Source organism: Streptomyces sp. LaPpAH-108 (assembly GCF_000373625.1).
In the GTDB taxonomy this organism is placed as follows: Bacteria; Actinomycetota; Actinomycetes; order Streptomycetales; family Streptomycetaceae; genus Streptomyces.
Genome location: NZ_KB891987.1, coordinates 198343 through 220029 on the forward strand (window position 1 = coordinate 198343; position 21687 = coordinate 220029).

Below are 21687 nucleotides of genomic sequence, written 5' to 3' on the forward strand. Positions count from 1 at the left end.
GACTCCAGGGGCCGGGTCGGAAGGGCGGAACGGCACGAGGGGACGGAACGACGGACGGGACGGCGGAATGGGACAGAAGCCGCAGGGGCCGCGGCTCAAGATCACGCTGAGTAGTCCCGAGCCTAGGGTCGGCATCCGCGCGGGCCGTGGAGGCCGCATTAGTCGTACCGGCCGTGGTCACCCCAGGTCAGCCGCCTGCCGGGGGCCGGTGTGGGCGGGGTGCCGAGGCGGCGCGAGGGGCGGGAGAGGTGCCCGGGACGGGCGGCCGGATACGGATTTGGGCGAACGGCGGCGGACCGTGTAATGTCTTCCTCGCTCGCCCCAATAGCTCAGTCGGCAGAGCGTCTCCATGGTAAGGAGAAGGTCAACGGTTCGATTCCGTTTTGGGGCTCTGGTGTGAGAAGTTCCCGTCGCGAGGCGGGAACGGATCTCATCAAAGCGGTGTAGCTCAGTCGGTAGAGCAAGCGGCTCATAATCGCTGTGTCACCGGTTCAAGTCCGGTCACCGCTACTGACAGTAGCCGATTGTGGGGTCGGTCCTTCAATCGGCTACTCTTTCCTGCGTTACTAGCCCATCCGTTCGTCCTAGGAGCACTCACGTGGCTGCCACCGACGTCCGCCCGAAGATCACGCTGGCCTGCGTGGAGTGCAAGGAGCGGAACTACATCACCAAGAAGAACCGGCGTAACAACCCGGACCGTCTTGAGATGAAGAAGCACTGCCCGCGTTGCAATGCGCACACCGCGCACCGCGAGACGCGATAAATCAGGCTCGTACATGAGGCCGCCCCCAGACACACGGGGGGCGGCCTCATGTCGTTTTATCTCACGTGTCGCACCAGGGCACGCGAGTCGATGCCGCAGCTAGACCAGGAGGTTCCGGGCCATGGCGCTCGACCAGTCCTTCGTGGGGTGTACGTACCCGCCCACCGCGCCCTACGAGGTGGGCCGCGAGAAGATCCGTGAGTTCGCCGAGGCCGTCGGTGAGGCCAACCCGGCGTACACCGACCCGGAAGCCGCGCGCGCTTTCGGTCACCCCGATGTGATCGCCCCGCCGACCTTCGTGTTCTCCATCACCTTCCGCGCCGCCGGACAGGTCGTCCAGGACCCCCAGCTCGGTCTCGACTACAGCCGCGTCGTGCACGGCGACCAGAAGTTCGCCTACCGCCGCCCGGTGCGCGCCGGTGACCGGCTCACCGTCACCTCCACCATCGAGGGCATCAAGTCCCTCGCGGGCAACGACATCCTCGACATCCGGGGCGAGGTGCACGACGAGGCCGGAGAGCACGTCGTGACCGCCTGGACCAAGCTGGTGGCCCGCGCGGCCGAGGAGGGCTGAGCACCGATGACGGCGAAGATCGCCTACGACGACGTCGAGGTCGGCACCGAGCTGCCCGCCCAGACCTTCCCCGTGGACCGCGCCGCCCTCGTGCGCTACGCGGGCGCCTCCGGGGACTTCAACCCCATCCACTGGAACGAGCGCTTCGCCAAGGAGGTGGGCCTGCCGGACGTCATCGCGCACGGCATGTTCACCATGGCCGAGGCGATCCGTGTGGTCACCGACTGGACCGGCGACCCGGGCGCGGTCGTGGAGTACGGCGTCCGCTTCACCAAGCCGGTCGTCGTGCCCGACGACGACAAGGGCGCGGAGATCCACGTCTCCGCCAAGGTCGCGGCCAAGCTCGACGACCACACGGTCCGCGTGGACCTCGTCGCCACCAGCGGCGGCCAGAAGGTCCTGGGCATGTCCCGGGCGGTCGTACGGCTGGCCTGACGGCCGCCACGGTCCGCACGAGCACGGCCCGCGTGAGCGGTGAGTAAGGGGCGTTCGCCATGGCGGGCGCCCCTTACCGCTGACCCGGTCTCGTAGTCTGTGCCCGTGCACGTACTCCACGACGCCCCCCTCGCCCCGCTGACCACCTTCCGACTGGGCGGCCCCGCCACCCGGCTGGTCACCGCCGTCACCGACGCCGAGGTGATCGACGCCGTCCGGGAGGCCGACGACACCGGCACCCCGCTGCTCGTCATCGGCGGCGGCTCCAACCTGGTCATCGGCGACAAGGGCTTCGACGGCACCGCCCTGCGCATCGCCACGCGCGGCCTGGAGCTGCGCGGCACCACCCTGGAGCTGGCCGCGGGCGAGGTCTGGAGCGACGCCGTCGCCCGCACCGTGGAGGCCCGACTCGCCGGGATCGAGTGCCTGGCCGGTATCCCCGGCTCGGCGGGCGCCACCCCGATCCAGAACGTGGGCGCCTACGGCCAGGAGGTCTCCGCCACGATCACCGAGGTCGTCGCCTACGACCGCCGGGCGGGGGAGACGGTCGTGCTGAGCGGCGAGGAGTGCGGCTTCTCCTACCGCCACAGCCGCTTCAAGGCCGACCCCGAGCGCTACGTCGTCCTGCGCGTCCGCTTCGGCCTGGAGGACGCGGGCGGGCTCTCCGCGCCGGTCAAGTACGCCGAGACGGCCCGCGCGCTCGGTGTCGAGGTCGGCGACCGGGTGCCGCTGGCCGAGGCCCGTGCCACCGTGCTGAGGCTGCGTGCCGGGAAGGGCATGGTGCTCGACCCCGAGGACCACGACACCTGGTCCGCCGGGTCCTTCTTCACCAACCCGATCCTCACCGAGGAGGAGTTCGCCGCGTTCCACGCGCGGGTGCGCGCGCGCCTCGGTGACGGCGTCGAGCCGCCCGCCTACCCGGCGGGGGAGGGGCACCGCAAGACCTCGGCCGCCTGGCTGATCGACAAGGCGGGCTTCACCAAGGGTTACGGCACCGGCCCCGCCCGCATCTCCACCAAGCACACCCTCGCCCTCACCAACCGCGGCGAGGCCACCACCGAGGACCTGCTGGCCCTGGCCCGCGAGGTCGTCGCCGGGGTCCGCGAGGCCTTCGGCGTCACGCTGGTCAACGAGCCGGTGACGGTGGGCGTCAGCCTCTGACCGCCGGGGTCAGTACGCGACCCCGACGCCCTGCTTCACCGTCACCGGGTCGTCGATCATGGTCAGCATCGCGTGCGCCACGTCCGCGCGCCCGATGAAGCGCCCGCCGTGCGGGAAACCGTCGATCACCATGCGGTAGCGGCCCGTGAGCGGCTTGTTCAGCAGCTTCGGGGGCCGTACGGCCGTCCAGTCGGTGCCGCTCGCCGCCAGCTCGGCCTCCGTCTCGCGCAGGTCGGCGTAGATGTCCTTGAAGACCGCCGACACCACGCGCCGCATCCCCCGGTCCAGGGCGCTCTCCCGCTCCGGGGCGGGGCCGATCGGCGCGGCGGTCACCACGAGCAGGCGGCGTACCTCCTCCGCCTCCATGGCGCCCAGGACCGTACGGGTCAGCGGGGCGGCCACCCCGGCGTCCTTGCGCGTCCGCGCGCCGAGCCCCGACAGCACCGCGTCCCGGCCCGCGACCGCGGACCGCAGCGCCTCGGGGTCGGACAGACCGGCCCGGACCACGCCGAGCCGTTCGCCGGTCACGGTCAGCCGCGCCGGATCCCGGACCACCGCCGTCACCTCGTGCCCGGCCTCCAGCGCCTGCTTGACGATCTCCCCACCGATACCCCCGGTGGCACCGAAAACGGTGAGCTTCATGGCGACTTCCCTTCCTCTTCCCCTCCTCGGACACACCTCGGCGCCCACACTCCGCACCGAGGTGGGTGAGCATTCACTCACCCCTGTCCCTTCTAGAGTGGGTAAACACTCACCTGTTCGTCAAGGACGATTGGACGACCCATGCAGACGAAGCCGGCCCGCGTCCGCATCCTCGACGCCGCCCACGAGCTGATGCTCACCGTCGGCCTTGCCCGCGCCACCACCAAGGAGATCGCCAAGGCGGCCGGTTGCTCCGAGGCGGCCCTCTACAAGTACTTCGACAGCAAGGAGGACCTGTTCGTCCAGGTCCTCCACGAGCGGCTGCCCGGCCTCACCCCGCTCCTTTCCGGCCTCACGGCCGCGCCCGGGCAGGGCACCTTGGAGCAGAACCTCACCGGCATCGCCCGCGAAGCCGCCCTCTTCTACGAGCAGAGCTTCCCGATCGCCGCGTCCCTCTATGCCGAGCAGCAGCTCAAACGCCGCCACGACGACGCGCTGCGCACCCTCGGCTCAGGACCCCACGTCCCCATCGAGGGCCTGGACGCCTATCTGCGGGCCGAACAGGAACTCGGCCGCGTCCGCCCCGACGCCGACACCTACGCCGCCGCCCTGCTCCTGCTCGGCTCCTGCGTCCAGCGCGCCTTCGCCTACGACGCGAGCCCCGACGGCACCCGGCCCCCCGTGGACGACTTCGCCGCCCGCATGGTCCGCACCGTCCTGAGCGGCATCGCCGCCTGAGCCCCGTACGACGGCCGCTCAGACCGCCGGGCGGGTCAGCCAGTCGTCGACGCCCGCGAGCAGCTGTTCCTTCTTCGCCTCCGGGGCCGCCGAGCCGCGCACCGACTGGCGGGCCAGTTCGGCCAGTTCGGCGTCCGTGAAGGCGTGGTGGCGGCGCGCGATCTCGTACTGCGCGGCCAGGCGCGAGCCGAACAGGAGCGGGTCGTCGGCGCCGAGCGCGAGCGGGACGCCCGCCTCGAAGAGGGTGCGCAGCGGGACGTCCTCCGGCTTCTCGTAGACCCCGAGCGCCACGTTCGAGGCCGGGCAGACCTCGCAGGTGATCCCCCGGTCCGCCAGCCGCTTCAGCAGCCGCGGGTCCTCCGCCGCGCGCACGCCGTGCCCGATCCGGGAGGCGTCCAGGTCGTCCAGGCAGTCCCGCACCGAGGCCGGACCGGTCAGCTCGCCGCCGTGCGGCGCCGCGAGCAGGCCGCCCTCGCGGGCGATGTGGAAGGCCCGGTCGAAGTCGCGGGCCATGCCCCGCCGCTCGTCGTTGGAGAGCCCGAAGCCCACCACGCCCCGGTCCGCGTACCGCACCGCCAGGCGGGCCAGCGTGCGCGCGTCCAGCGGGTGCTTCATCCGGTTCGCGGCCACCAGCACCCGCATCCCCAGCCCGGTGTCGCGGGAGGTGGTCTCCACCGCGTCCAGGATGACCTCGAGGGCCGGGATCAGACCGCCGAGCCGGGGTGCGTACGAGGTCGGGTCGACCTGGATCTCCAGCCAGCCCGAGCCGTCCTTCAGATCCTCCTCGGCGGCCTCCCGGACCAGCCGCTGGATGTCCTCCGGCTCGCGCAGGCACGAGCGGGCCGCGTCGTACAGCCGCTGGAAGCGGAACCAGCCGCGCTCGTCCGTGGCCCGCAGTCTCGGCGGCTCCCCGCTGGTCAGCGCCTCCGTCAGCGCGTCGGGCAGGCGGACACCGTACTTGTCGGCCAGTTCGAGGACGGTTCCCGGCCGCATCGACCCGGTGAAGTGCAGATGAAGATGGGCCTTCGGCAGCTCAGAGACATCACGTACACGCTCCATCCCCAGATCCTGCCGCACCCGTGCGTCACATCGGTAGCGGGTTCCCCTTTAGTGGGCTTGCTCGCACACAGAAGCGGGCGCGACCTCTCGTCACAAGAGAGCGCGCCCGCTGCCGAAGAGAAGAGAGGAACCTCAGTCCCGCGCCTCCGCCAGCAGCTTCTGCAGCCGGCTCACACCCTCGACCAGGTCCTCGTCGCCGAGCGCGTACGACAGCCGCAGATAGCCCGGCGTGCCGAACGCCTCACCCGGCACCACCGCGACCTCGGCCTCGTCCAGGATCAGCGCGGCCAGCTCGACCGAGTCCTTGGGGCGCCGGCCCCGGATCTCCTTGCCGAGCAGCGCCTTGACCGACGGGTAGACGTAGAAGGCGCCCTCGGGCTCCGGGCAGACCACGCCGTCGATCTCGTTGAGCATCCGCACGATCGTCTTGCGGCGCCGGTCGAACGCCTCGCGCATCGCCGCCACGGCGTCCAGGTCGCCGGAGACCGCGGCGAGGGCGGCGGCCTGGGCCACGTTGGAGACGTTGGACGTGGCGTGCGACTGGAGGTTCGTCGCGGCCTTGATCACGTCCTTCGGGCCGATCACCCAGCCCACCCGCCAGCCGGTCATGGCGTACGTCTTGGCGACGCCGTTGACCACGACGCACTTGTCGCGCAGCTCGGGCAGGATCGCGGGCAGCGAGGTGAAGCTCGCGTCGCCGTAGACCAGGTGCTCGTAGATCTCGTCGGTCAGCACCCACAGGCCGTGCTCGACGGCCCAGCGGCCGATCGCCTCGGCCTCGGACTCGGAGTACACCGCGCCGGTCGGGTTGGAGGGGGAGACGAAGAGGACGACCTTCGTCTTCTCCGTGCGCGCGGCTTCCAGCTGCTCGACGGTGACGCGGTAGCCCGTCGTCTCGTCGGCCACGACCTCCACCGGGACACCGCCCGCCAGGCGGATCGACTCCGGGTACGTCGTCCAGTACGGCGCCGGGACGATGACCTCGTCGCCCGGGTCGAGGATCGCGGCGAACGCCTCGTAGATGGCCTGCTTGCCGCCGTTGGTCACGAGGATCTGGGACGCGTCGACCTCGTAGCCGGAGTCGCGCAGCGTCTTCGCGGCGATCGCGGTCTTCAGCTCGGGCAGGCCGCCCGCCGGGGTGTAGCGGTGGAACCGGGGATTCCGGCATGCTTCGACGGCCGCGTCGACGATGTAGTCCGGAGTCGGGAAGTCGGGCTCACCGGCGCCGAAGCCGATCACCGGACGTCCGGCGGCCTTGAGGGCCTTGGCCTTGGCGTCCACGGCGAGGGTGGCGGACTCGGAGATCGCGCCGACTCGGGCGGAGACCCGGCGCTCGGTGGGAGGGTTTGCAGCGCTCATGGGGCCCATCGTTCCAGACCGGAAACGCCCCGGGTACACGGGTTTCACAGACTGAACGGCGACGGACCGCGGACAGAACCGGTGTCCGAATCCGGGCCCCGGCCAGGACGATCACCGCTGCGGTGTACCCGGGCAGGCACTTTCTGTTCGACGCCGGGCCCCGGACCACGTACACTCACACCTCGTTGGTCTCCAGCGGTCCCGCACAGCCGGTGCACACCGGGCACTCGGTCGGATGCGGTACGTTGGGGAGCACACAAAGGGTCGTAGCTCAATTGGTAGAGCACCGGTCTCCAAAACCGGCGGTTGGGGGTTCAAGTCCCTCCGGCCCTGCTACACACACCGCCAGGATGTGTGCGCATGTACGTACTGCAATGCACCGCCGTGCGGCTCAGGAACCGGGCGCGGCACGGCCACGACCCGGGATCAGGTGAGGACGCATGACGGACGCCGTGGGCTCCATCGATACGCCTGATGCTCAGGACGAGCTGCAGAAGAAGCCCCGCAAGGGCGGCAAGCGCGCCAAGAAGGGCCCGCTGAAGCGCCTCGCGATCTTCTACCGCCAGATCATCGCGGAACTCCGCAAGGTCGTCTGGCCCACGCGCAACCAGCTGACGTCGTACACCACTGTGGTGATCGTCTTCGTTGCCGTCATGATCGCCCTGGTGACCGTGATTGACTATGGGCTCAACCACGCGGCCAAGTACGTTTTCGGCTGAGCCAAAAGCGAAGGGCGCCGTGGTACCGGCGCCCGTTTTCGCATGTTCCACCCCTATGTATCCAGGAAGAAGCAGCCATCGTGTCTGACCCGAACCTGAACGACGCCACCGAGCCGGACGAGACGGTCGACGACGAGCTCGACATCGTCGAGGGCGCGGACGAGCGCGACGAGTTCGAGGCTGCCGAGGAAGAGGCGGGCGAGCCGGCCGAGGAGGCCGCCGTGCACGTCGAGGGCGACGCCGAGGCGGTCGTCGAGGTCGCCGAGGACGTTGTCGAGGTCGAGGAAGAGACCGAGCCCGTCGACCCGGTTGTCGCACTCCGCGAGGAACTGCGCACGCTCCCGGGCGAGTGGTACGTCATCCACACCTACGCCGGTTACGAGAACCGCGTGAAGACCAACCTGGAGCAGCGCGCCGTCTCGCTGAACGTCGAGGACTACATCTTCCAGGCCGAGGTGCCGCAGGAAGAGGTCGTCCAGATCAAGAACGGCGACCGCAAGACGATCAAGCAGAACAAGCTGCCGGGTTACGTCCTGGTCCGCATGGACCTGACGAACGAGTCCTGGGGCGTCGTCCGCAACACCCCCGGCGTCACCGGCTTCGTCGGCAACGCCTACGACCCCTACCCGCTGACCCTGGACGAGATCGTCAAGATGCTCGCCCCGGAGGCCGAGGAGAAGGCCGCCCGCGAGGCCGCCGAGGCCGAGGGCAAGCCCGCCCCGCAGCGCAAGGTCGAGGTCCAGGTGCTGGACTTCGAGGTCGGCGACTCGGTCACCGTCACCGACGGCCCCTTCGCCACCCTCCAGGCCACGATCAACGAGATCAACGCCGACTCGAAGAAGGTCAAGGGCCTCGTCGAGATCTTCGGCCGCGAGACCCCGGTCGAGCTGAGCTTCGACCAGATCCAGAAGAACTAGCACCCGCCGGTTCCCCCTGGGCACACGCTTCCGGGCAGGTCGGACGAGCTCTCGCAGCGCGTCTGACCTGCCCGGTTTTTAGCCGCGCATCTATACCCGTTATCGTTGTGCGGTATGCCTGCATCCGGGTGGTTCCCCGGGCGCGGGCAGGACCCGAATCGAAAGGACCCGGAGAGCTATGCCTCCCAAGAAGAAGAAGGTCACGGGGCTTATCAAGCTCCAGATCAACGCCGGTGCGGCGAACCCGGCTCCGCCGGTCGGCCCCGCGCTCGGTCAGCACGGCGTCAACATCATGGAGTTCTGCAAGGCCTACAACGCCGCGACCGAGTCGCAGCGTGGCTGGGTCATCCCGGTGGAGATCACGGTCTACGAGGACCGTTCCTTCACCTTCGTGACCAAGACTCCGCCGGCCGCCAAGATGATCCTCAAGGCCGCGGGTGTCGAGAAGGGCTCCGGCGAGCCGCACAAGACCAAGGTCGCCAAGATCACCGAGGCGCAGGTCCGCGAGATCGCCACGACCAAGATGCCCGACCTCAACGCCAACGACCTGGACGCCGCGTCGAAGATCATCGCCGGCACCGCCCGTTCCATGGGCATCACGGTCGAGGGCTGATCACCCCCTTGTAGTCATGCGGCCCGACCGGCCGCACGTGGCAGGGCCTGCTCGGCCCGTACCACGACTCCTTTCCCAGAACACACAGGAGCAGTTGTGAGCAAGCGCAGCAAGGCTCTCCGCGCTGCGGACGCCAAGGTCGACCGGGAGAAGCTGTACGCCCCGCTCGAGGCCGTCCGTCTCGCCAAGGAGACCTCCACGACCAAGTTCGACGGCACCGTCGAGATCGCCTTCCGCCTGGGTGTCGACCCGCGCAAGGCCGACCAGATGGTCCGTGGCACCGTGAACCTTCCGCACGGCACCGGTAAGACCGCCCGGGTCCTGGTCTTCGCGACCGGCGACCGTGCCGAGGCCGCGCGTGCCGCGGGCGCCGACATCGTCGGCTCCGACGAGCTGATCGACGAGATCTCCAAGGGCAACCGCCTGAACGAGTTCGACGCCGTCGTCGCCACCCCGGACCTCATGGGCAAGGTCGGCCGCCTCGGCCGCGTCCTCGGCCCGCGTGGTCTGATGCCGAACCCGAAGACCGGCACCGTGACCCCGGACGTGGCCAAGGCCGTGTCCGAGATCAAGGGCGGCAAGATCGAGTTCCGCGTCGACAAGCACTCGAACCTGCACTTCATCATCGGCAAGACGTCGTTCGACGACACCAAGCTGGTGGAGAACTACGGCGCGGCCCTGGAGGAGATCCTCCGTCTGAAGCCGTCCGCCGCCAAGGGTCGCTACATCAAGAAGGCCGCCGTCAGCACCACGATGGGCCCCGGCATCCAGATCGACCCGAACCGCACCCGTAACCTCCTCGTCGAGGAGGACCCGGCCGCCGTCTGAGCCCCTGGCTCGTGAGGCAGCCGCGTCGGTGACGCGTCAGCAGGGCGGACCCCGCAACCGTGAGGTGGCGGGGTCCGTCCTTTTCTGTGCGCGCTTTTTCTGTGCGCGCGCTGTCAGTGCTCCGCGCTACGGTGCGCACACGACAACACACCAAGGGGTGGGGAAACACATGCAGAGCACGACCGTCCGCCGTACGGCCCTCGCGGTCGCCGTCGCCGCCGCGCTGTCCGGGGTGGCCGCCTGCGGCGCCCAGGACGACGGGAAGGGCGGCAGCAAGGCCCACGACGCGGTCTCGCTGAGCCCCATCGCCGCGCTGCGCGCCGCCAACAAGTCGACCGACCAGGCGGAGTCCGCGAAGGTGCGCTCCACCATGAGCCTCGGCAAGCTCATGGAGACCTCGGCCGACGGCGCCCTCGCCTGGGGTGATGGCCTGCGCGGTGAGATGACCATCACCTACACCGGCGGCGACATGGCCGAGCTGATGCGCAAGGCCGGTTCCGCCTCCTCCGAGGCCCGCTATCTGCCGGATGCCTTCTACTCGAGGATGAGCGGCACCTTCGCCAAGCAGTACGGCGGCAAGCACTGGGTCAAGTACGGCTACGCCGACCTGGCCAAGCTGGGCGGCCGGGGCGCGACCGCGTACCTCCAGGACCAGGTCCGCCACAGCTCCCCGAACCAGTCGGTGAAGCTGCTGCTCGCCTCCGGCGACGTGAAGAAGGTCGGCGCGGAGAAGGTGGACGGCACCTCCGCCACGCACTACTCGGGCACCGTGGACATCGCCGCGCTCGCCCGCAAGAACAGCGGTCTGACGACCGGGCAGCTGTCCGACCTCAAGAGCGAGCTGACCCAGGCCGGTATCACCACCGAGACCATCGACATCTGGCTGGACGGCAAGAACCTGCTGGTCAAGAAGGTCGAGCGGGCCAAGACGGCGAACGGCACGATGGTCAGCACCGCCCACTACAGCGACTACGGCGTCAAGGTCACGGCCGAGGCGCCCGCGGCGAGCGACACCAAGGACTTCAAGGACCTGATGAAGTCCACGACGGCGGGCAGCGGCGTCACGTCCTGACCGCCATGTCCTGAGACGCGGAGGCCACCGGGGTCCGGAGGGCACCGATTTGCTCGACGGTGCCCCGGTCCCGTACTCTCTCGGAGAAGCCAAAGACCGCTGGTCGTTGCCGTGCGCTGTAATGAGCGCCCGGTGGCCGAAGGACCTACTGAAAAGTGGGCGACCCGCGCAGGTGACTGAGGAAGAACTCCCGGAGCAGACGCGCTCACGCGTGTGCGGCCGGTCGAGTCCGCCCCGAGCGCCTGCGCCGGGGCGTTTCGTTTTACAAGTCCTCCTTCGGGTCCGCGCGGTCAGAATCACCCGGAAGGAGGCCGAGGCTCTATGGCGAGGCCCGACAAGGCTGCCGCGGTTGCCGAGCTGACGGACAAGTTCCGCAGCTCCAACGCCGCCGTGCTGACCGAGTACCGCGGTCTCACCGTGGCGCAGCTCAAGACGCTGCGCCGGTCGCTCGGTGAGAACGCCCAGTACGCCGTGGTGAAGAACACGCTGACCAAGATTGCGGCCAACGAGGCCGGGATCACGCTGGACGACCAGCTCTTCGCTGGTCCGACGGCTGTCGCCTTCGTCACCGGTGACCCGGTGGAGTCGGCGAAGGGTCTCCGTGACTTCGCCAAGGACAACCCGAATCTCGTCATCAAGGGCGGTGTCCTTGATGGCAAGGCGATGTCCGCCGACGAGATCAAGAAGCTTGCGGACCTCGAGTCCCGCGAGGTTCTGCTCAGCAAGCTGGCCGGTGCCTTCAAGGGCAAGCAGTCTCAGGCTGCTCAGCTCTTCCAGGCGCTGCCGTCGAAGCTCGTCCGCACCGTGGACGCTCTTCGCGCCAAGCAGGCCGAGCAGGGCGGTGCCGAGTAATTCGGCTCGCTTTCTGATCCTGGCCGCCTGACGCGGCGAGGGTCGCAGCGGGCCCTAAGTACGCCCGCCTCACCCAGTACATCCGGCACCTGCCGAATTAGTGGAAGGACCGCCATCATGGCGAAGCTCACCCAGGACGAGCTGCTGGCCCAGTTCGAGGAGATGACCCTCATCGAGCTCTCCGAGTTCGTGAAGGCCTTCGAGGACAAGTTCGACGTCACCGCCGCCGCTGCCGTCGCCGTCGCCGGCCCGGCCGCCGCCGGTGCCCCGGCCGAGGCCGCCGAGGAGCAGGACGAGTTCGACGTCGTCCTCACCGGCGCCGGCGAGAAGAAGATCCAGGTCATCAAGGTCGTGCGCGAGCTGACCTCCCTGGGTCTGAAGGAGGCCAAGGACCTCGTCGACGGCACCCCGAAGCCGGTCCTCGAGAAGGTCAACAAGGAGGCCGCTGAGAAGGCCGCCGAGGCCCTCAAGGGCGCCGGTGCCTCCGTCGAGGTCAAGTAAGACCTCACGGGGTTCAGCGAACCTCATAGCGCGCTGATTGCGGCCCGAGAGGGTCTGTAACGCGAACGCACCGAAGAGCGATCATCCATCCGGGTGGTCGCTCTTCGGCGTGTTGGGAGGGGGACCACGGTTGCCTTGCACTCGTGGTGGCGAGGGGTATGGTGATCATCGTCGTGTCTCCGGACGGCCCCGTTCCGGCTGGGGGGCCTTGACGAACCGCACGCAGCGCGCAATTCTCAGGACGCGTCGTCACAACGATCCGAATCCGAGGCATGGATCGACGGCGAAGAGGGCAGTATCAACGTGCGTTGAGGGCAGCATGCCGAGGGCGTCGAAGACGAGGGCGTTGAGAAAGACGAAGGGTCTGCGAAACCCGGACTGGACATCAGTGTGCCAAGTGGCTACACTGACCCTTTGCGCTGCCTGTTAGCTGTCCCCTGCCCGTCACCAGGGGTCTGCCCTCACCCGAGCACTGACGGCCGAACTTCCCTGACCTGGGGTTTTCCGTCCTTCGCGCTGGGAGAGGGGCCGGTACGCGCGTAGTGAGTCCGAGCCCTCGGAAGGACCCCCTCTTGGCCGCCTCGCGCACTGCCTCGACCGCGAATACGAACAACGGCGCCAGCACCGCCCCGCTGCGCATCTCCTTTGCAAAGATCAAGGAGCCCCTCGAGGTTCCGAACCTTCTCGCGCTCCAGACCGAGAGCTTCGACTGGCTGCTCGGCAACGACGCCTGGAAGGCTCGCGTCGAGAAGGCTCTCGAGAACGGTCAGGACGTCCCCACCAAGTCCGGTCTGGAGGAGATCTTCGAGGAGATCTCCCCGATCGAGGACTTCTCCGGGTCGATGTCGCTGACCTTCCGCGACCACCGCTTCGAGCCGCCGAAGAACTCCATCGACGAGTGCAAGGACCGCGACTTCACGTACGCCGCTCCGCTCTTCGTCACCGCCGAGTTCACCAACAACGAGACCGGCGAGATCAAGTCCCAGACCGTCTTCATGGGCGACTTCCCGCTCATGACGAACAAGGGCACCTTCGTCATCAACGGCACCGAGCGTGTCGTGGTGTCCCAGCTGGTCCGTTCCCCCGGTGTCTACTTCGACTCCTCCATCGACAAGACGTCCGACAAGGACATCTACTCGGCCAAGATCATCCCGTCCCGGGGTGCCTGGCTGGAGATGGAGATCGACAAGCGCGACATGGTCGGTGTCCGCATCGACCGCAAGCGCAAGCAGTCGGTCACCGTCCTGCTCAAGGCGCTCGGCTGGACCACCGAGCAGATCCTCGAGGAGTTCGGCGAGTACGAGTCGATGCGCGCCACCCTGGAGAAGGACCACACCCAGGGCCAGGACGACGCGCTGCTCGACATCTACCGCAAGCTGCGTCCGGGCGAGCCGCCCACGCGCGAGGCCGCGCAGACGCTGCTGGAGAACCTGTACTTCAACCCGAAGCGCTACGACCTGGCCAAGGTCGGCCGCTACAAGGTCAACAAGAAGCTGGGTGCGGACGCTCCGCTGGACGCGGGTGTCCTGACCGTCGAGGACGTCATCTCGACGATCAAGTACCTGGTGAAGCTGCACGCCGGTGAGACCGAGACCACGGGTGACAACGGCCAGACGGTCGTCGTCGAGACCGATGACATCGACCACTTCGGCAACCGTCGTCTGCGCAGCGTCGGCGAGCTGATCCAGAACCAGGTCCGTACGGGTCTCGCCCGTATGGAGCGTGTCGTGCGCGAGCGCATGACCACCCAGGACGTCGAGGCGATCACGCCGCAGACCCTGATCAACATCCGGCCGGTCGTCGCCTCCATCAAGGAGTTCTTCGGCACCAGCCAGCTGTCGCAGTTCATGGACCAGAACAACCCGCTGTCGGGTCTCACCCACAAGCGCCGTCTGTCGGCTCTTGGTCCGGGTGGTCTCTCCCGTGAGCGGGCCGGCTTCGAGGTCCGTGACGTGCACCCCTCGCACTACGGCCGCATGTGCCCGATCGAGACGCCCGAAGGCCCGAACATCGGTCTGATCGGCTCGCTCGCCTCCTACGGCCGGGTCAACGCGTTCGGTTTCGTCGAGACTCCGTACCGCAAGGTCGTCGACGGCCAGGTCACCGACGAGGTGGACTACCTGACCGCGGACGAGGAGGACCGCTTCGTCATCGCGCAGGCCAACGCCACGCTCAACGACGACATGCGCTTCGAAGAGGCCCGCGTCCTGGTCCGCCGTCGTGGCGGCGAGGTCGACTACGTCCCCGGTGACGAGGTCGACTACATGGACGTCTCGCCGCGCCAGATGGTGTCGGTCGCGACCGCCATGATCCCGTTCCTCGAGCACGACGACGCCAACCGTGCCCTCATGGGCGCGAACATGATGCGTCAGGCCGTGCCGCTCATCAAGAGCGAGGCCCCGCTCGTCGGCACCGGCATGGAGTACCGCTCCGCCGTCGACGCCGGTGACGTGGTCAAGGCCGAGAAGGCGGGTGTGGTCCAGGAGGTCTCCGCGGACTACGTCACGACCGCCAACGACGACGGCACGTACATCACGTACCGCCTGCACAAGTTCTCGCGCTCCAACCAGGGCACCTCGGTCAACCAGAAGGTCATCGTCAACGAGGGCGACCGGGTCATCGAGGGCCAGGTCCTGGCCGACGGTCCGGCCACCGAGAACGGCGAGATGGCGCTGGGCAAGAACCTGCTCGTGGCGTTCATGCCGTGGGAGGGTCACAACTACGAGGACGCGATCATCCTGTCGCAGCGCCTCGTGCAGGACGACGTCCTCTCCTCGATCCACATCGAGGAGCACGAGGTCGACGCCCGTGACACCAAGCTCGGCCCCGAGGAGATCACCCGGGACATCCCGAACGTCTCCGAGGAGGTCCTGGCGGACCTCGACGAGCGCGGCATCATCCGCATCGGCGCCGAGGTCACCGCGGGCGACATCCTCGTCGGCAAGGTCACGCCCAAGGGTGAGACCGAGCTGACCCCCGAGGAGCGTCTGCTCCGCGCGATCTTCGGTGAGAAGGCCCGCGAGGTCCGCGACACCTCCCTGAAGGTGCCGCACGGCGAGACCGGCAAGATCATCGGTGTCCGCGTCTTCGACCGCGAAGAGGGCGACGAGCTGCCGCCGGGCGTGAACCAGCTGGTCCGCGTCTACGTCGCGCAGAAGCGCAAGATCACCGACGGTGACAAGCTCGCCGGCCGTCACGGCAACAAGGGTGTCATCTCCAAGATCAACCCGATCGAGGACATGCCGTTCCTGGAGGACGGCACCCCGGTCGACATCATCCTCAACCCGCTGGGTGTCCCGTCCCGAATGAACCCGGGTCAGGTCCTGGAGATCCACCTCGGCTGGCTCGCCAGCCGCGGCTGGGACGTCTCCGGCCTCGCGGAGGAGTGGGCCCAGCGTCTGCAGGCCATCGGCGCCGACCAGGTCGACCCCGGCACCAACGTCGCCACCCCGGTCTTCGACGGTGCCCGCGAGGACGAGCTGGCGGGTCTGCTGCAGCACACCATCCCGAACCGCGACGGCGAGCGCATGGTGCTCCCGACCGGCAAGGCGCGGCTGTTCGACGGCCGCAGCGGTGAGCCGTTCCCGGACCCGATCTCGGTCGGCTACATGTACATCCTCAAGCTGCACCACCTGGTCGACGACAAGCTGCACGCGCGCTCGACCGGTCCGTACTCGATGATCACCCAGCAGCCGCTGGGTGGTAAGGCTCAGTTCGGTGGTCAGCGCTTCGGTGAGATGGAGGTGTGGGCCCTCGAGGCCTACGGCGCCGCGTACGCCCTCCAGGAGCTGCTGACCATCAAGTCCGACGACGTCACCGGCCGCGTGAAGGTCTACGAGGCCATCGTCAAGGGCGAGAACATCCCCGAGCCCGGCATCCCCGAGTCCTTCAAGGTGCTCATCAAGGAGATGCAGTCCCTGTGCCTCAACGTGGAGGTGCTGTCCTCGGACGGCATGTCCATCGAGATGCGCGACACCGACGAGGACGTCTTCCGCGCTGCGGAGGAGCTCGGTATCGACCTGTCCCGGCGCGAGCCGAGCAGCGTCGAAGAGGTCTGACGGGAGTCCGGTACGGGGGCTCGGTCCCGCAAGGAACCAAGCCCCCGTCCGGCCCCAGGACCCCCGTTTCAGACCCCATGACTCACAACCCTGAGAGGGATTGACGCATAGTGCTCGACGTCAACTTCTTCGACGAGCTCCGGATCGGTCTGGCCACCGCTGACGACATCCGTCAGTGGAGCCACGGCGAGGTCAAGAAGCCGGAGACCATCAACTACCGCACGCTCAAGCCCGAAAAGGACGGACTCTTCTGCGAGAAGATCTTCGGTCCGACCCGGGACTGGGAGTGCTACTGCGGCAAGTACAAGCGTGTCCGCTTCAAGGGCATCATCTGTGAGCGCTGTGGCGTCGAGGTCACGCGCGCCAAGGTGCGCCGCGAGCGGATGGGCCACATCGAGCTCGCCGCTCCCGTCACCCACATCTGGTACTTCAAGGGCGTTCCGTCGCGCCTGGGCTACCTGCTCGACCTCGCTCCGAAGGACCTCGAGAAGGTCATCTACTTCGCGGCGTACATGATCACGTACGTCGACGAGGAGCGCCGTCAGCGCGACCTGCCCTCGCTGGAGGCCCATGTCTCCGTCGAGCGTCAGCAGATCGAGAACCGCCGCGACTCCGACCTGGAGGCCCGCGCCAAGAAGCTCGAGACCGACCTGGCCGAGCTGGAGGCCGAGGGCGCCAAGGCGGACGTGCGCCGCAAGGTGCGCGAGGGTGCCGAGCGCGAGATGAAGCAGCTGCGCGACCGCGCGCAGCGCGAGATCGACCGTCTCGACGAGGTGTGGAACCGCTTCAAGAACCTCAAGGTCCAGGACCTGGAGGGCGACGAGCTGCTCTACCGCGAGCTGCGTGACCGCTTCGGCACGTACTTCGACGGCTCGATGGGTGCCGCGGCGCTGCAGAAGCGCCTGGAGTCCTTCGACCTGGAGGAGGAGGCCGAGCGCCTCCGCGAGATCATCCGCACCGGCAAGGGCCAGAAGAAGACCCGTGCGCTCAAGCGCCTCAAGGTCGTCTCCGCGTTCCTGCAGACCAGCAACAGCCCCAAGGGCATGGTGCTCGACTGCGTGCCGGTCATCCCGCCGGACCTGCGTCCGATGGTGCAGCTGGACGGTGGCCGCTTCGCGACCTCCGACCTGAACGACCTGTACCGCCGGGTGATCAACCGCAACAACCGTCTGAAGCGCCTGCTCGACCTGGGCGCTCCGGAGATCATCGTCAACAACGAGAAGCGCATGCTTCAGGAGGCTGTTGACGCCCTCTTCGACAACGGTCGTCGTGGTCGCCCGGTCACCGGTCCCGGTAACCGCCCGCTGAAGTCCCTGAGCGACATGCTGAAGGGCAAGCAGGGTCGTTTCCGGCAGAACCTGCTCGGCAAGCGAGTCGACTACTCGGCGCGTTCCGTCATCGTCGTCGGCCCGCAGCTGAAGCTGCACCAGTGCGGTCTGCCCAAGGCCATGGCGCTGGAGCTGTTCAAGCCGTTCGTGATGAAGCGTCTGGTCGACCTGAACCACGCGCAGAACATCAAGAGCGCCAAGCGCATGGTGGAGCGCGGTCGCACCGTCGTGTACGACGTCCTCGAAGAGGTCATCGCCGAGCACCCGGTGCTGCTGAACCGTGCTCCCACCCTGCACCGCCTCGGCATCCAGGCCTTCGAGCCGCAGCTGGTCGAGGGCAAGGCCATCCAGATCCACCCGCTCGTCTGCACCGCGTTCAACGCGGACTTCGACGGTGACCAGATGGCCGTGCACCTGCCGCTGTCCGCGGAGGCGCAGGCCGAGGCCCGCATCCTGATGCTGTCCTCGAACAACATCCTCAAGCCCGCCGACGGCCGTCCGGTGACGATGCCGACCCAGGACATGGTCCTCGGTCTGTTCTTCCTCACCACCGACGGAGAACTGCGTGACACCAAGGGCGAGGGCCGCGCGTTCGGCTCCACGGCCGAGGCGATCATGGCGTTCGACGCCGGTGAGCTGGCCCTGCAGTCGCCGATCGACATCCGCTTCCCGGTGGGCACCATCCCGCCGCGTGGCTGGACGCCGTCGGCGCGCGAGGAGGGCGAGCCCGAGTGGCAGCAGGGGGACTCGTTCCGCCTGCGCACCACCCTGGGCCGCGCGCTCTTCAACGAGCTGCTGCCCGAGGACTACCCGTTCGTCGACTACTCGGTGGGCAAGAAGCAGCTCTCCGAGATCGTCAACGACCTGGCCGAGCGCTACCCCAAGGTCATCGTGGCGGCGACGCTCGACAACCTGAAGGCGGCGGGCTTCTTCTGGGCGACCCGTTCCGGTGTCACCGTGGCCATCTCCGACGTCGTCGTTCCCGAGGCGAAGAAGGAGATCGTCAAGGGCTACGAGGCGCAGGACGAGAAGGTCCAGAAGCAGTACGAGCGCGGTCTGATCACCAAGGAAGAGCGCACTCAGGAGCTCATCAACATCTGGACCAAGGCGACCAACGAGGTCGCCGAGGCGATGAACGAGAACTTCCCCAAGACGAACCCCATCTTCATGATGGTTGACTCGGGTGCCCGAGGAAACATGATGCAGATGCGGCAGATCGCCGGTATGCGTGGTCTGGTGTCGAACGCCAAGAACGAGACGATCCCGCGTCCGATCAAGGCGTCCTTCCGTGAGGGCCTGTCCGTGCTGGAGTACTTCATCTCCACGCACGGTGCCCGTAAGGGTCTGGCCGACACCGCCCTGCGTACCGCCGACTCGGGTTACCTGACCCGTCGTCTGGTGGACGTCTCGCAGGACGTCATCATCCGCGAGGAGGACTGCGGCACCGAGCGTGGTCTCAAGCTCCGTATCGCGGACCGCGGCGCGGACGGTGTGCTGCGCAAGGCCGACAACGTCGAGACCAGCGTGTACGCCCGTGCGCTGGCCGAGGACATCGTCGTCGACGGTGTGGTGCTGGCCCCGGCCAACACCGACCTGGGCGACGTCCTCATCGACGAGCTGGTCAAGCACGGTGTCGAGGAGGTCAAGACCCGCTCGGTCCTGACCTGCGAGTCCGCCGTCGGCACCTGCGCGATGTGCTACGGCCGTTCGCTCGCCACCGGCAAGCTGGTCGACATCGGTGAGGCGGTCGGCATCATCGCCGCCCAGTCCATCGGTGAGCCCGGTACCCAGCTGACGATGCGTACCTTCCACACCGGTGGTGTGGCCGGTGACGACATCACCCAGGGTCTGCCCCGTGTCGTCGAGCTCTTCGAGGCCCGTACCCCGAAGGGTGTCGCCCCGATCTCCGAGGCCTCCGGCCGCGTGCGGATCGAGGAGACCGAGAAGACCAAGAAGATCGTCGTCACCCCGGACGACGGCAGCGACGAGACGGCGTTCCCGATCTCGAAGCGCGCCAAGGTCCTGGTCCGCGACGGCGAGCACGTCGAGGTGGGCCAGCAGCTCACCGTGGGTGCCACCAACCCGCACGACGTGCTGCGCATCCTGGGTCAGCGTGCCGTCCAGGTCCACCTGGTCGGCGAGGTCCAGAAGGTCTACAACTCGCAGGGCGTGTCGATCCACGACAAGCACATCGAGATCATCATCCGGCAGATGCTCCGCCGTGTGACGATCATCGAGTCCGGCGACGCCGAGCTGCTGCCCGGCGAGCTGGTCGAGCGGTCGAAGTTCGAGACCGAGAACCGTCGTGTGGTCCAGGAGGGCGGTCACCCGGCCTCCGGTCGTCCGCAGCTCATGGGTATCACCAAGGCCTCGCTGGCCACGGAGTCCTGGCTGTCGGCGGCGTCCTTCCAGGAGACGACGAGGGTCCTGACGGACGCGGCGATCAACGCCAAGTCCGACAGCCTCATCGGCCTCAAGGAGAACGTCATCATCGGTAAGCTCATCCCGGCCGGTACGGGTCTGTCCCGCTACCGCAACATCCGGGTCGAGCCGACCGAGGAGGCCAAGGCCGCGATGTACTCGGCCGTCGGCTACGACGACATCGACTACTCGCCGTTCGGCGCCGGCTCCGGCCAGGCCGTGCCGCTGGAGGACTACGACTACGGTCCGTACAACCAGTAAGCGAGCAGTCCGAAGGGCGGCATCCTCTGCGGGGGGTGCCGCCCTTCGGCGTTGCCGTCCGGGCATTTCCGTCCGGGCATTTCCGCCCGGGAAGGGGCGATCGGGCGCATCATGGAGAGACTCCGGCCGGGGGTTTCGGGAGGTGTTCCGTGTCGTATCCACCGTGGTGGCAGGGGAACGGCCGTGTGCCGGGACCGGTCCCGGGCAGTGGTCCCTCGTTCCTGCTGGCCTCGCACGCCGACCGGGAGCGCACCGTGGACGTGCTGCGCGCCGGGTACGGCGAGGGGCGCCTGGACAAGGGGGAGTTCGACCGGCGGGTGGAGCGGGCCTACGCGGCCCGTACGGTGGGCGAACTGGCGCTGGTGGTGGCCGACCTGCCGCACGGCCCCGCAGCGCAGCAGACGGCCTTCGGGGCCGTCCCGCCGGCCTTTCTGCCGCCCCCGCGACCGCGGACCAACAGCAAGGCGATCGGGGCCGCCGTCTGCGGGCTGCTGTGCCTGCTGACCGCCGGGCTCACCGGCATCCCGGCGATCGTGCTTGGGCACACCGCGCGCGGCGAGATCCGGCGCACCGGTGAGGACGGCGACGGACTCGCGCTGATCGGGCTCGTGACGGGCTGGCTGTCGGCGGCCGGCTGGGCCGTGTTCTGGCTGCTGCTGATCGTGGCCGCCGCCTCCGGCTCCTGACCTGTGCGGGCGTCCACGCGTGTCCGGCATGTGAAATCCGCGCCCTTCGGCGGCCCGGGGTCTTGACATGCTCCGTCCGTCGCGTGCGGGTGCCCCGCATTTGTTTTGACCGAAGTCCATGCGGTAGGTACGCTCATACCTTGTGCCTGGGGTGTGCCCTGGCTCCCGTGCGTGCCTTCGACCGCGCGGCGAGCCGTCACCGGCCATCGCAATCCGCGCTCTTCCCCTTCGTGGTGGGAGACGGCCGGATTCGACACACCCGACCGCGTGGGTCGGCGAAGTTCCAGGTTAGCTTCACCATTCGGCACACAGAAACCGGAGAAGTAGTGCCTACGATCCAGCAGCTGGTCCGTAAGGGCCGGCAGGACAAGGTCGAGAAGAACAAGACGCCCGCACTCGAGGGTTCGCCCCAGCGTCGCGGCGTCTGCACGCGTGTGTTCACGACCACCCCGAAGAAGCCGAACTCGGCCCTGCGTAAGGTCGCGCGTGTGCGTCTGACCAGCGGCATCGAGGTCACGGCCTACATTCCGGGTGAGGGACACAACCTGCAGGAGCACTCCATCGTGCTCGTGCGCGGCGGCCGTGTGAAGGACCTGCCGGGTGTTCGCTACAAGATCATCCGCGGCTCGCTCGACACCCAGGGTGTCAAGAACCGCAAGCAGGCCCGCAGCCGCTACGGCGCCAAGAAGGAGAAGTAAGA

Annotated in this window: 19 protein-coding genes and 3 tRNA genes; 19 read left to right on the forward strand and 3 right to left on the reverse strand. The window is 68.1% G+C overall.

From position 1 onward, the window contains the following. Positions 1-318: 318 nt before the first annotated feature. The 6 genes from B079_RS0100875 (at position 319) to B079_RS0100900 (ending at position 2933) form a co-directional block, all read left to right on the forward strand. Positions 319-391: transfer RNA gene (locus B079_RS0100875), tRNA-Thr, on the forward strand. Positions 392-437: 46 nt separating this feature from the next. Beyond that, positions 438-510, forward strand: a tRNA-Met gene (locus B079_RS0100880). 88 nt (positions 511-598) lie between these two features. Continuing rightward, complete coding sequence (gene rpmG, locus B079_RS0100885; protein ID WP_003948671.1) at positions 599-763, forward strand: 50S ribosomal protein L33; 165 nt, start codon at positions 599-601, stop codon at positions 761-763. Between the two features lie 121 nt (positions 764-884). Next, positions 885-1337, forward strand: coding sequence for a MaoC family dehydratase N-terminal domain-containing protein (locus B079_RS0100890; protein ID WP_018543887.1), 453 nt, complete (start codon positions 885-887; stop codon positions 1335-1337). Between the two features lie 6 nt (positions 1338-1343). Continuing rightward, positions 1344-1772 (forward strand): MaoC family dehydratase, encoded by a 429-nt coding sequence (locus tag B079_RS0100895; RefSeq protein ID WP_018543888.1) that lies wholly within the window; start codon positions 1344-1346, stop codon positions 1770-1772. Positions 1773-1877: 105 nt separating this feature from the next. Next, complete coding sequence (locus B079_RS0100900; protein ID WP_018543889.1) at positions 1878-2933, forward strand: UDP-N-acetylmuramate dehydrogenase; 1056 nt, start codon at positions 1878-1880, stop codon at positions 2931-2933. Positions 2934-2942: 9 nt separating this feature from the next. Here the strand turns inward: B079_RS0100900 and B079_RS0100905 are convergent, their stop codons facing one another. Next, positions 2943-3575 (reverse strand): NAD(P)-dependent oxidoreductase, encoded by a 633-nt coding sequence (locus B079_RS0100905; RefSeq protein ID WP_018543890.1) that lies wholly within the window; start codon positions 3573-3575, stop codon positions 2943-2945. Between the two features lie 141 nt (positions 3576-3716). Here B079_RS0100905 and B079_RS0100910 point away from each other — a divergent pair, with 141 nt between their 5' ends. Then, positions 3717-4313 (forward strand): TetR/AcrR family transcriptional regulator, encoded by a 597-nt coding sequence (locus B079_RS0100910; RefSeq protein WP_018543891.1) that lies wholly within the window; start codon positions 3717-3719, stop codon positions 4311-4313. A gap of 18 nt (positions 4314-4331) precedes the next feature. Here B079_RS0100910 and B079_RS0100915 read toward each other — a convergent pair whose 3' ends face one another. Both B079_RS0100915 and B079_RS0100920 read right to left on the reverse strand, forming a co-directional pair. Further along, positions 4332-5372, reverse strand: a complete 1041-nt coding sequence (locus B079_RS0100915; RefSeq protein WP_018543892.1) for an adenosine deaminase — start codon at positions 5370-5372, stop codon at positions 4332-4334. A 132-nt stretch (positions 5373-5504) separates the two neighbouring features. Then, complete coding sequence (locus B079_RS0100920) at positions 5505-6731, reverse strand: pyridoxal phosphate-dependent aminotransferase (protein ID WP_018543893.1); 1227 nt, start codon at positions 6729-6731, stop codon at positions 5505-5507. 260 nt (positions 6732-6991) lie between these two features. Between B079_RS0100920 and B079_RS0100925 the strand changes: the two genes are divergently transcribed. The 12 genes from B079_RS0100925 to rpsL all read left to right on the forward strand — a co-directional run bounded on the left by B079_RS0100925 (position 6992) and on the right by rpsL (position 21685). Next, positions 6992-7064, forward strand: a tRNA-Trp gene (locus B079_RS0100925). Positions 7065-7171: 107 nt separating this feature from the next. Next, on the forward strand, positions 7172-7450 hold the full coding sequence (gene secE, locus B079_RS0100930) for a preprotein translocase subunit SecE (protein ID WP_018543894.1): 279 nt from the start codon (positions 7172-7174) through the stop codon (positions 7448-7450). An 80-nt stretch (positions 7451-7530) separates the two neighbouring features. Further along, on the forward strand, positions 7531-8367 hold the full coding sequence (gene nusG, locus B079_RS0100935; RefSeq protein WP_018543895.1) for a transcription termination/antitermination protein NusG: 837 nt from the start codon (positions 7531-7533) through the stop codon (positions 8365-8367). Positions 8368-8545: 178 nt separating this feature from the next. After that, on the forward strand, positions 8546-8980 hold the full coding sequence (gene rplK, locus B079_RS0100940) for a 50S ribosomal protein L11 (RefSeq protein ID WP_018543896.1): 435 nt from the start codon (positions 8546-8548) through the stop codon (positions 8978-8980). 96 nt (positions 8981-9076) lie between these two features. Further along, positions 9077-9808, forward strand: a complete 732-nt coding sequence (gene rplA, locus B079_RS0100945; RefSeq protein WP_018543897.1) for a 50S ribosomal protein L1 — start codon at positions 9077-9079, stop codon at positions 9806-9808. Between the two features lie 169 nt (positions 9809-9977). Further along, complete coding sequence (locus B079_RS0100950; RefSeq protein ID WP_018543898.1) at positions 9978-10880, forward strand: hypothetical protein; 903 nt, start codon at positions 9978-9980, stop codon at positions 10878-10880. A 321-nt stretch (positions 10881-11201) separates the two neighbouring features. Beyond that, positions 11202-11732, forward strand: a complete 531-nt coding sequence (gene rplJ / locus B079_RS0100955) for a 50S ribosomal protein L10 (RefSeq protein WP_018543899.1) — start codon at positions 11202-11204, stop codon at positions 11730-11732. A gap of 117 nt (positions 11733-11849) precedes the next feature. Beyond that, positions 11850-12233, forward strand: a complete 384-nt coding sequence (rplL, locus tag B079_RS0100960; protein ID WP_018543900.1) for a 50S ribosomal protein L7/L12 — start codon at positions 11850-11852, stop codon at positions 12231-12233. A gap of 572 nt (positions 12234-12805) precedes the next feature. After that, positions 12806-16291, forward strand: coding sequence for a DNA-directed RNA polymerase subunit beta (gene rpoB / locus B079_RS0100965; protein ID WP_018543901.1), 3486 nt, complete (start codon positions 12806-12808; stop codon positions 16289-16291). A 110-nt stretch (positions 16292-16401) separates the two neighbouring features. Then, positions 16402-20301 carry a DNA-directed RNA polymerase subunit beta' gene (locus B079_RS0100970; RefSeq protein WP_018543902.1) on the forward strand — a complete coding sequence of 1300 codons (3900 nt, stop codon included), beginning with the start codon at positions 16402-16404 and terminating at the stop codon, positions 20299-20301. Positions 20302-20486: 185 nt separating this feature from the next. After that, positions 20487-20987: a DUF1707 and DUF4190 domain-containing protein gene (locus B079_RS0100975; RefSeq protein WP_018543903.1), complete on the forward strand. Its 501-nt coding sequence runs from the start codon at positions 20487-20489 to the stop codon at positions 20985-20987. Between the two features lie 326 nt (positions 20988-21313). Further along, positions 21314-21685, forward strand: coding sequence for a 30S ribosomal protein S12 (gene rpsL / locus B079_RS0100980; RefSeq protein WP_003948652.1), 372 nt, complete (start codon positions 21314-21316; stop codon positions 21683-21685). Positions 21686-21687: the final 2 nt, after the last annotated feature.

Excerpts from the sequence above, each read along its gene's own strand:
- B079_RS0100950 (WP_018543898.1), top strand. The coding sequence starts at position 9,978 with ATGCAGAGCACGACCGTCCGCCGTACGGCCCTCGCGGTCGCCGTCGCC.
- B079_RS0100910 (WP_018543891.1), top strand. The coding sequence starts at position 3,717 with ATGCAGACGAAGCCGGCCCGCGTCCGCATCCTCGACGCCGCCCACGAG.
- rplK (WP_018543896.1), top strand. The coding sequence starts at position 8,546 with ATGCCTCCCAAGAAGAAGAAGGTCACGGGGCTTATCAAGCTCCAGATC.
- secE (WP_018543894.1), top strand. The coding sequence starts at position 7,172 with ATGACGGACGCCGTGGGCTCCATCGATACGCCTGATGCTCAGGACGAG.
- B079_RS0100890 (WP_018543887.1), top strand. The coding sequence starts at position 885 with ATGGCGCTCGACCAGTCCTTCGTGGGGTGTACGTACCCGCCCACCGCG.
- B079_RS0100905 (WP_018543890.1), bottom strand. The coding sequence starts at position 3,575 with ATGAAGCTCACCGTTTTCGGTGCCACCGGGGGTATCGGTGGGGAGATC.
- rplL (WP_018543900.1), top strand. The coding sequence starts at position 11,850 with ATGGCGAAGCTCACCCAGGACGAGCTGCTGGCCCAGTTCGAGGAGATG.
- B079_RS0100920 (WP_018543893.1), bottom strand. The coding sequence starts at position 6,731 with ATGAGCGCTGCAAACCCTCCCACCGAGCGCCGGGTCTCCGCCCGAGTC.
- B079_RS0100895 (WP_018543888.1), top strand. The coding sequence starts at position 1,344 with ATGACGGCGAAGATCGCCTACGACGACGTCGAGGTCGGCACCGAGCTG.
- rplJ (WP_018543899.1), top strand. The coding sequence starts at position 11,202 with ATGGCGAGGCCCGACAAGGCTGCCGCGGTTGCCGAGCTGACGGACAAG.
- B079_RS0100915 (WP_018543892.1), bottom strand. The coding sequence starts at position 5,372 with ATGGAGCGTGTACGTGATGTCTCTGAGCTGCCGAAGGCCCATCTTCAT.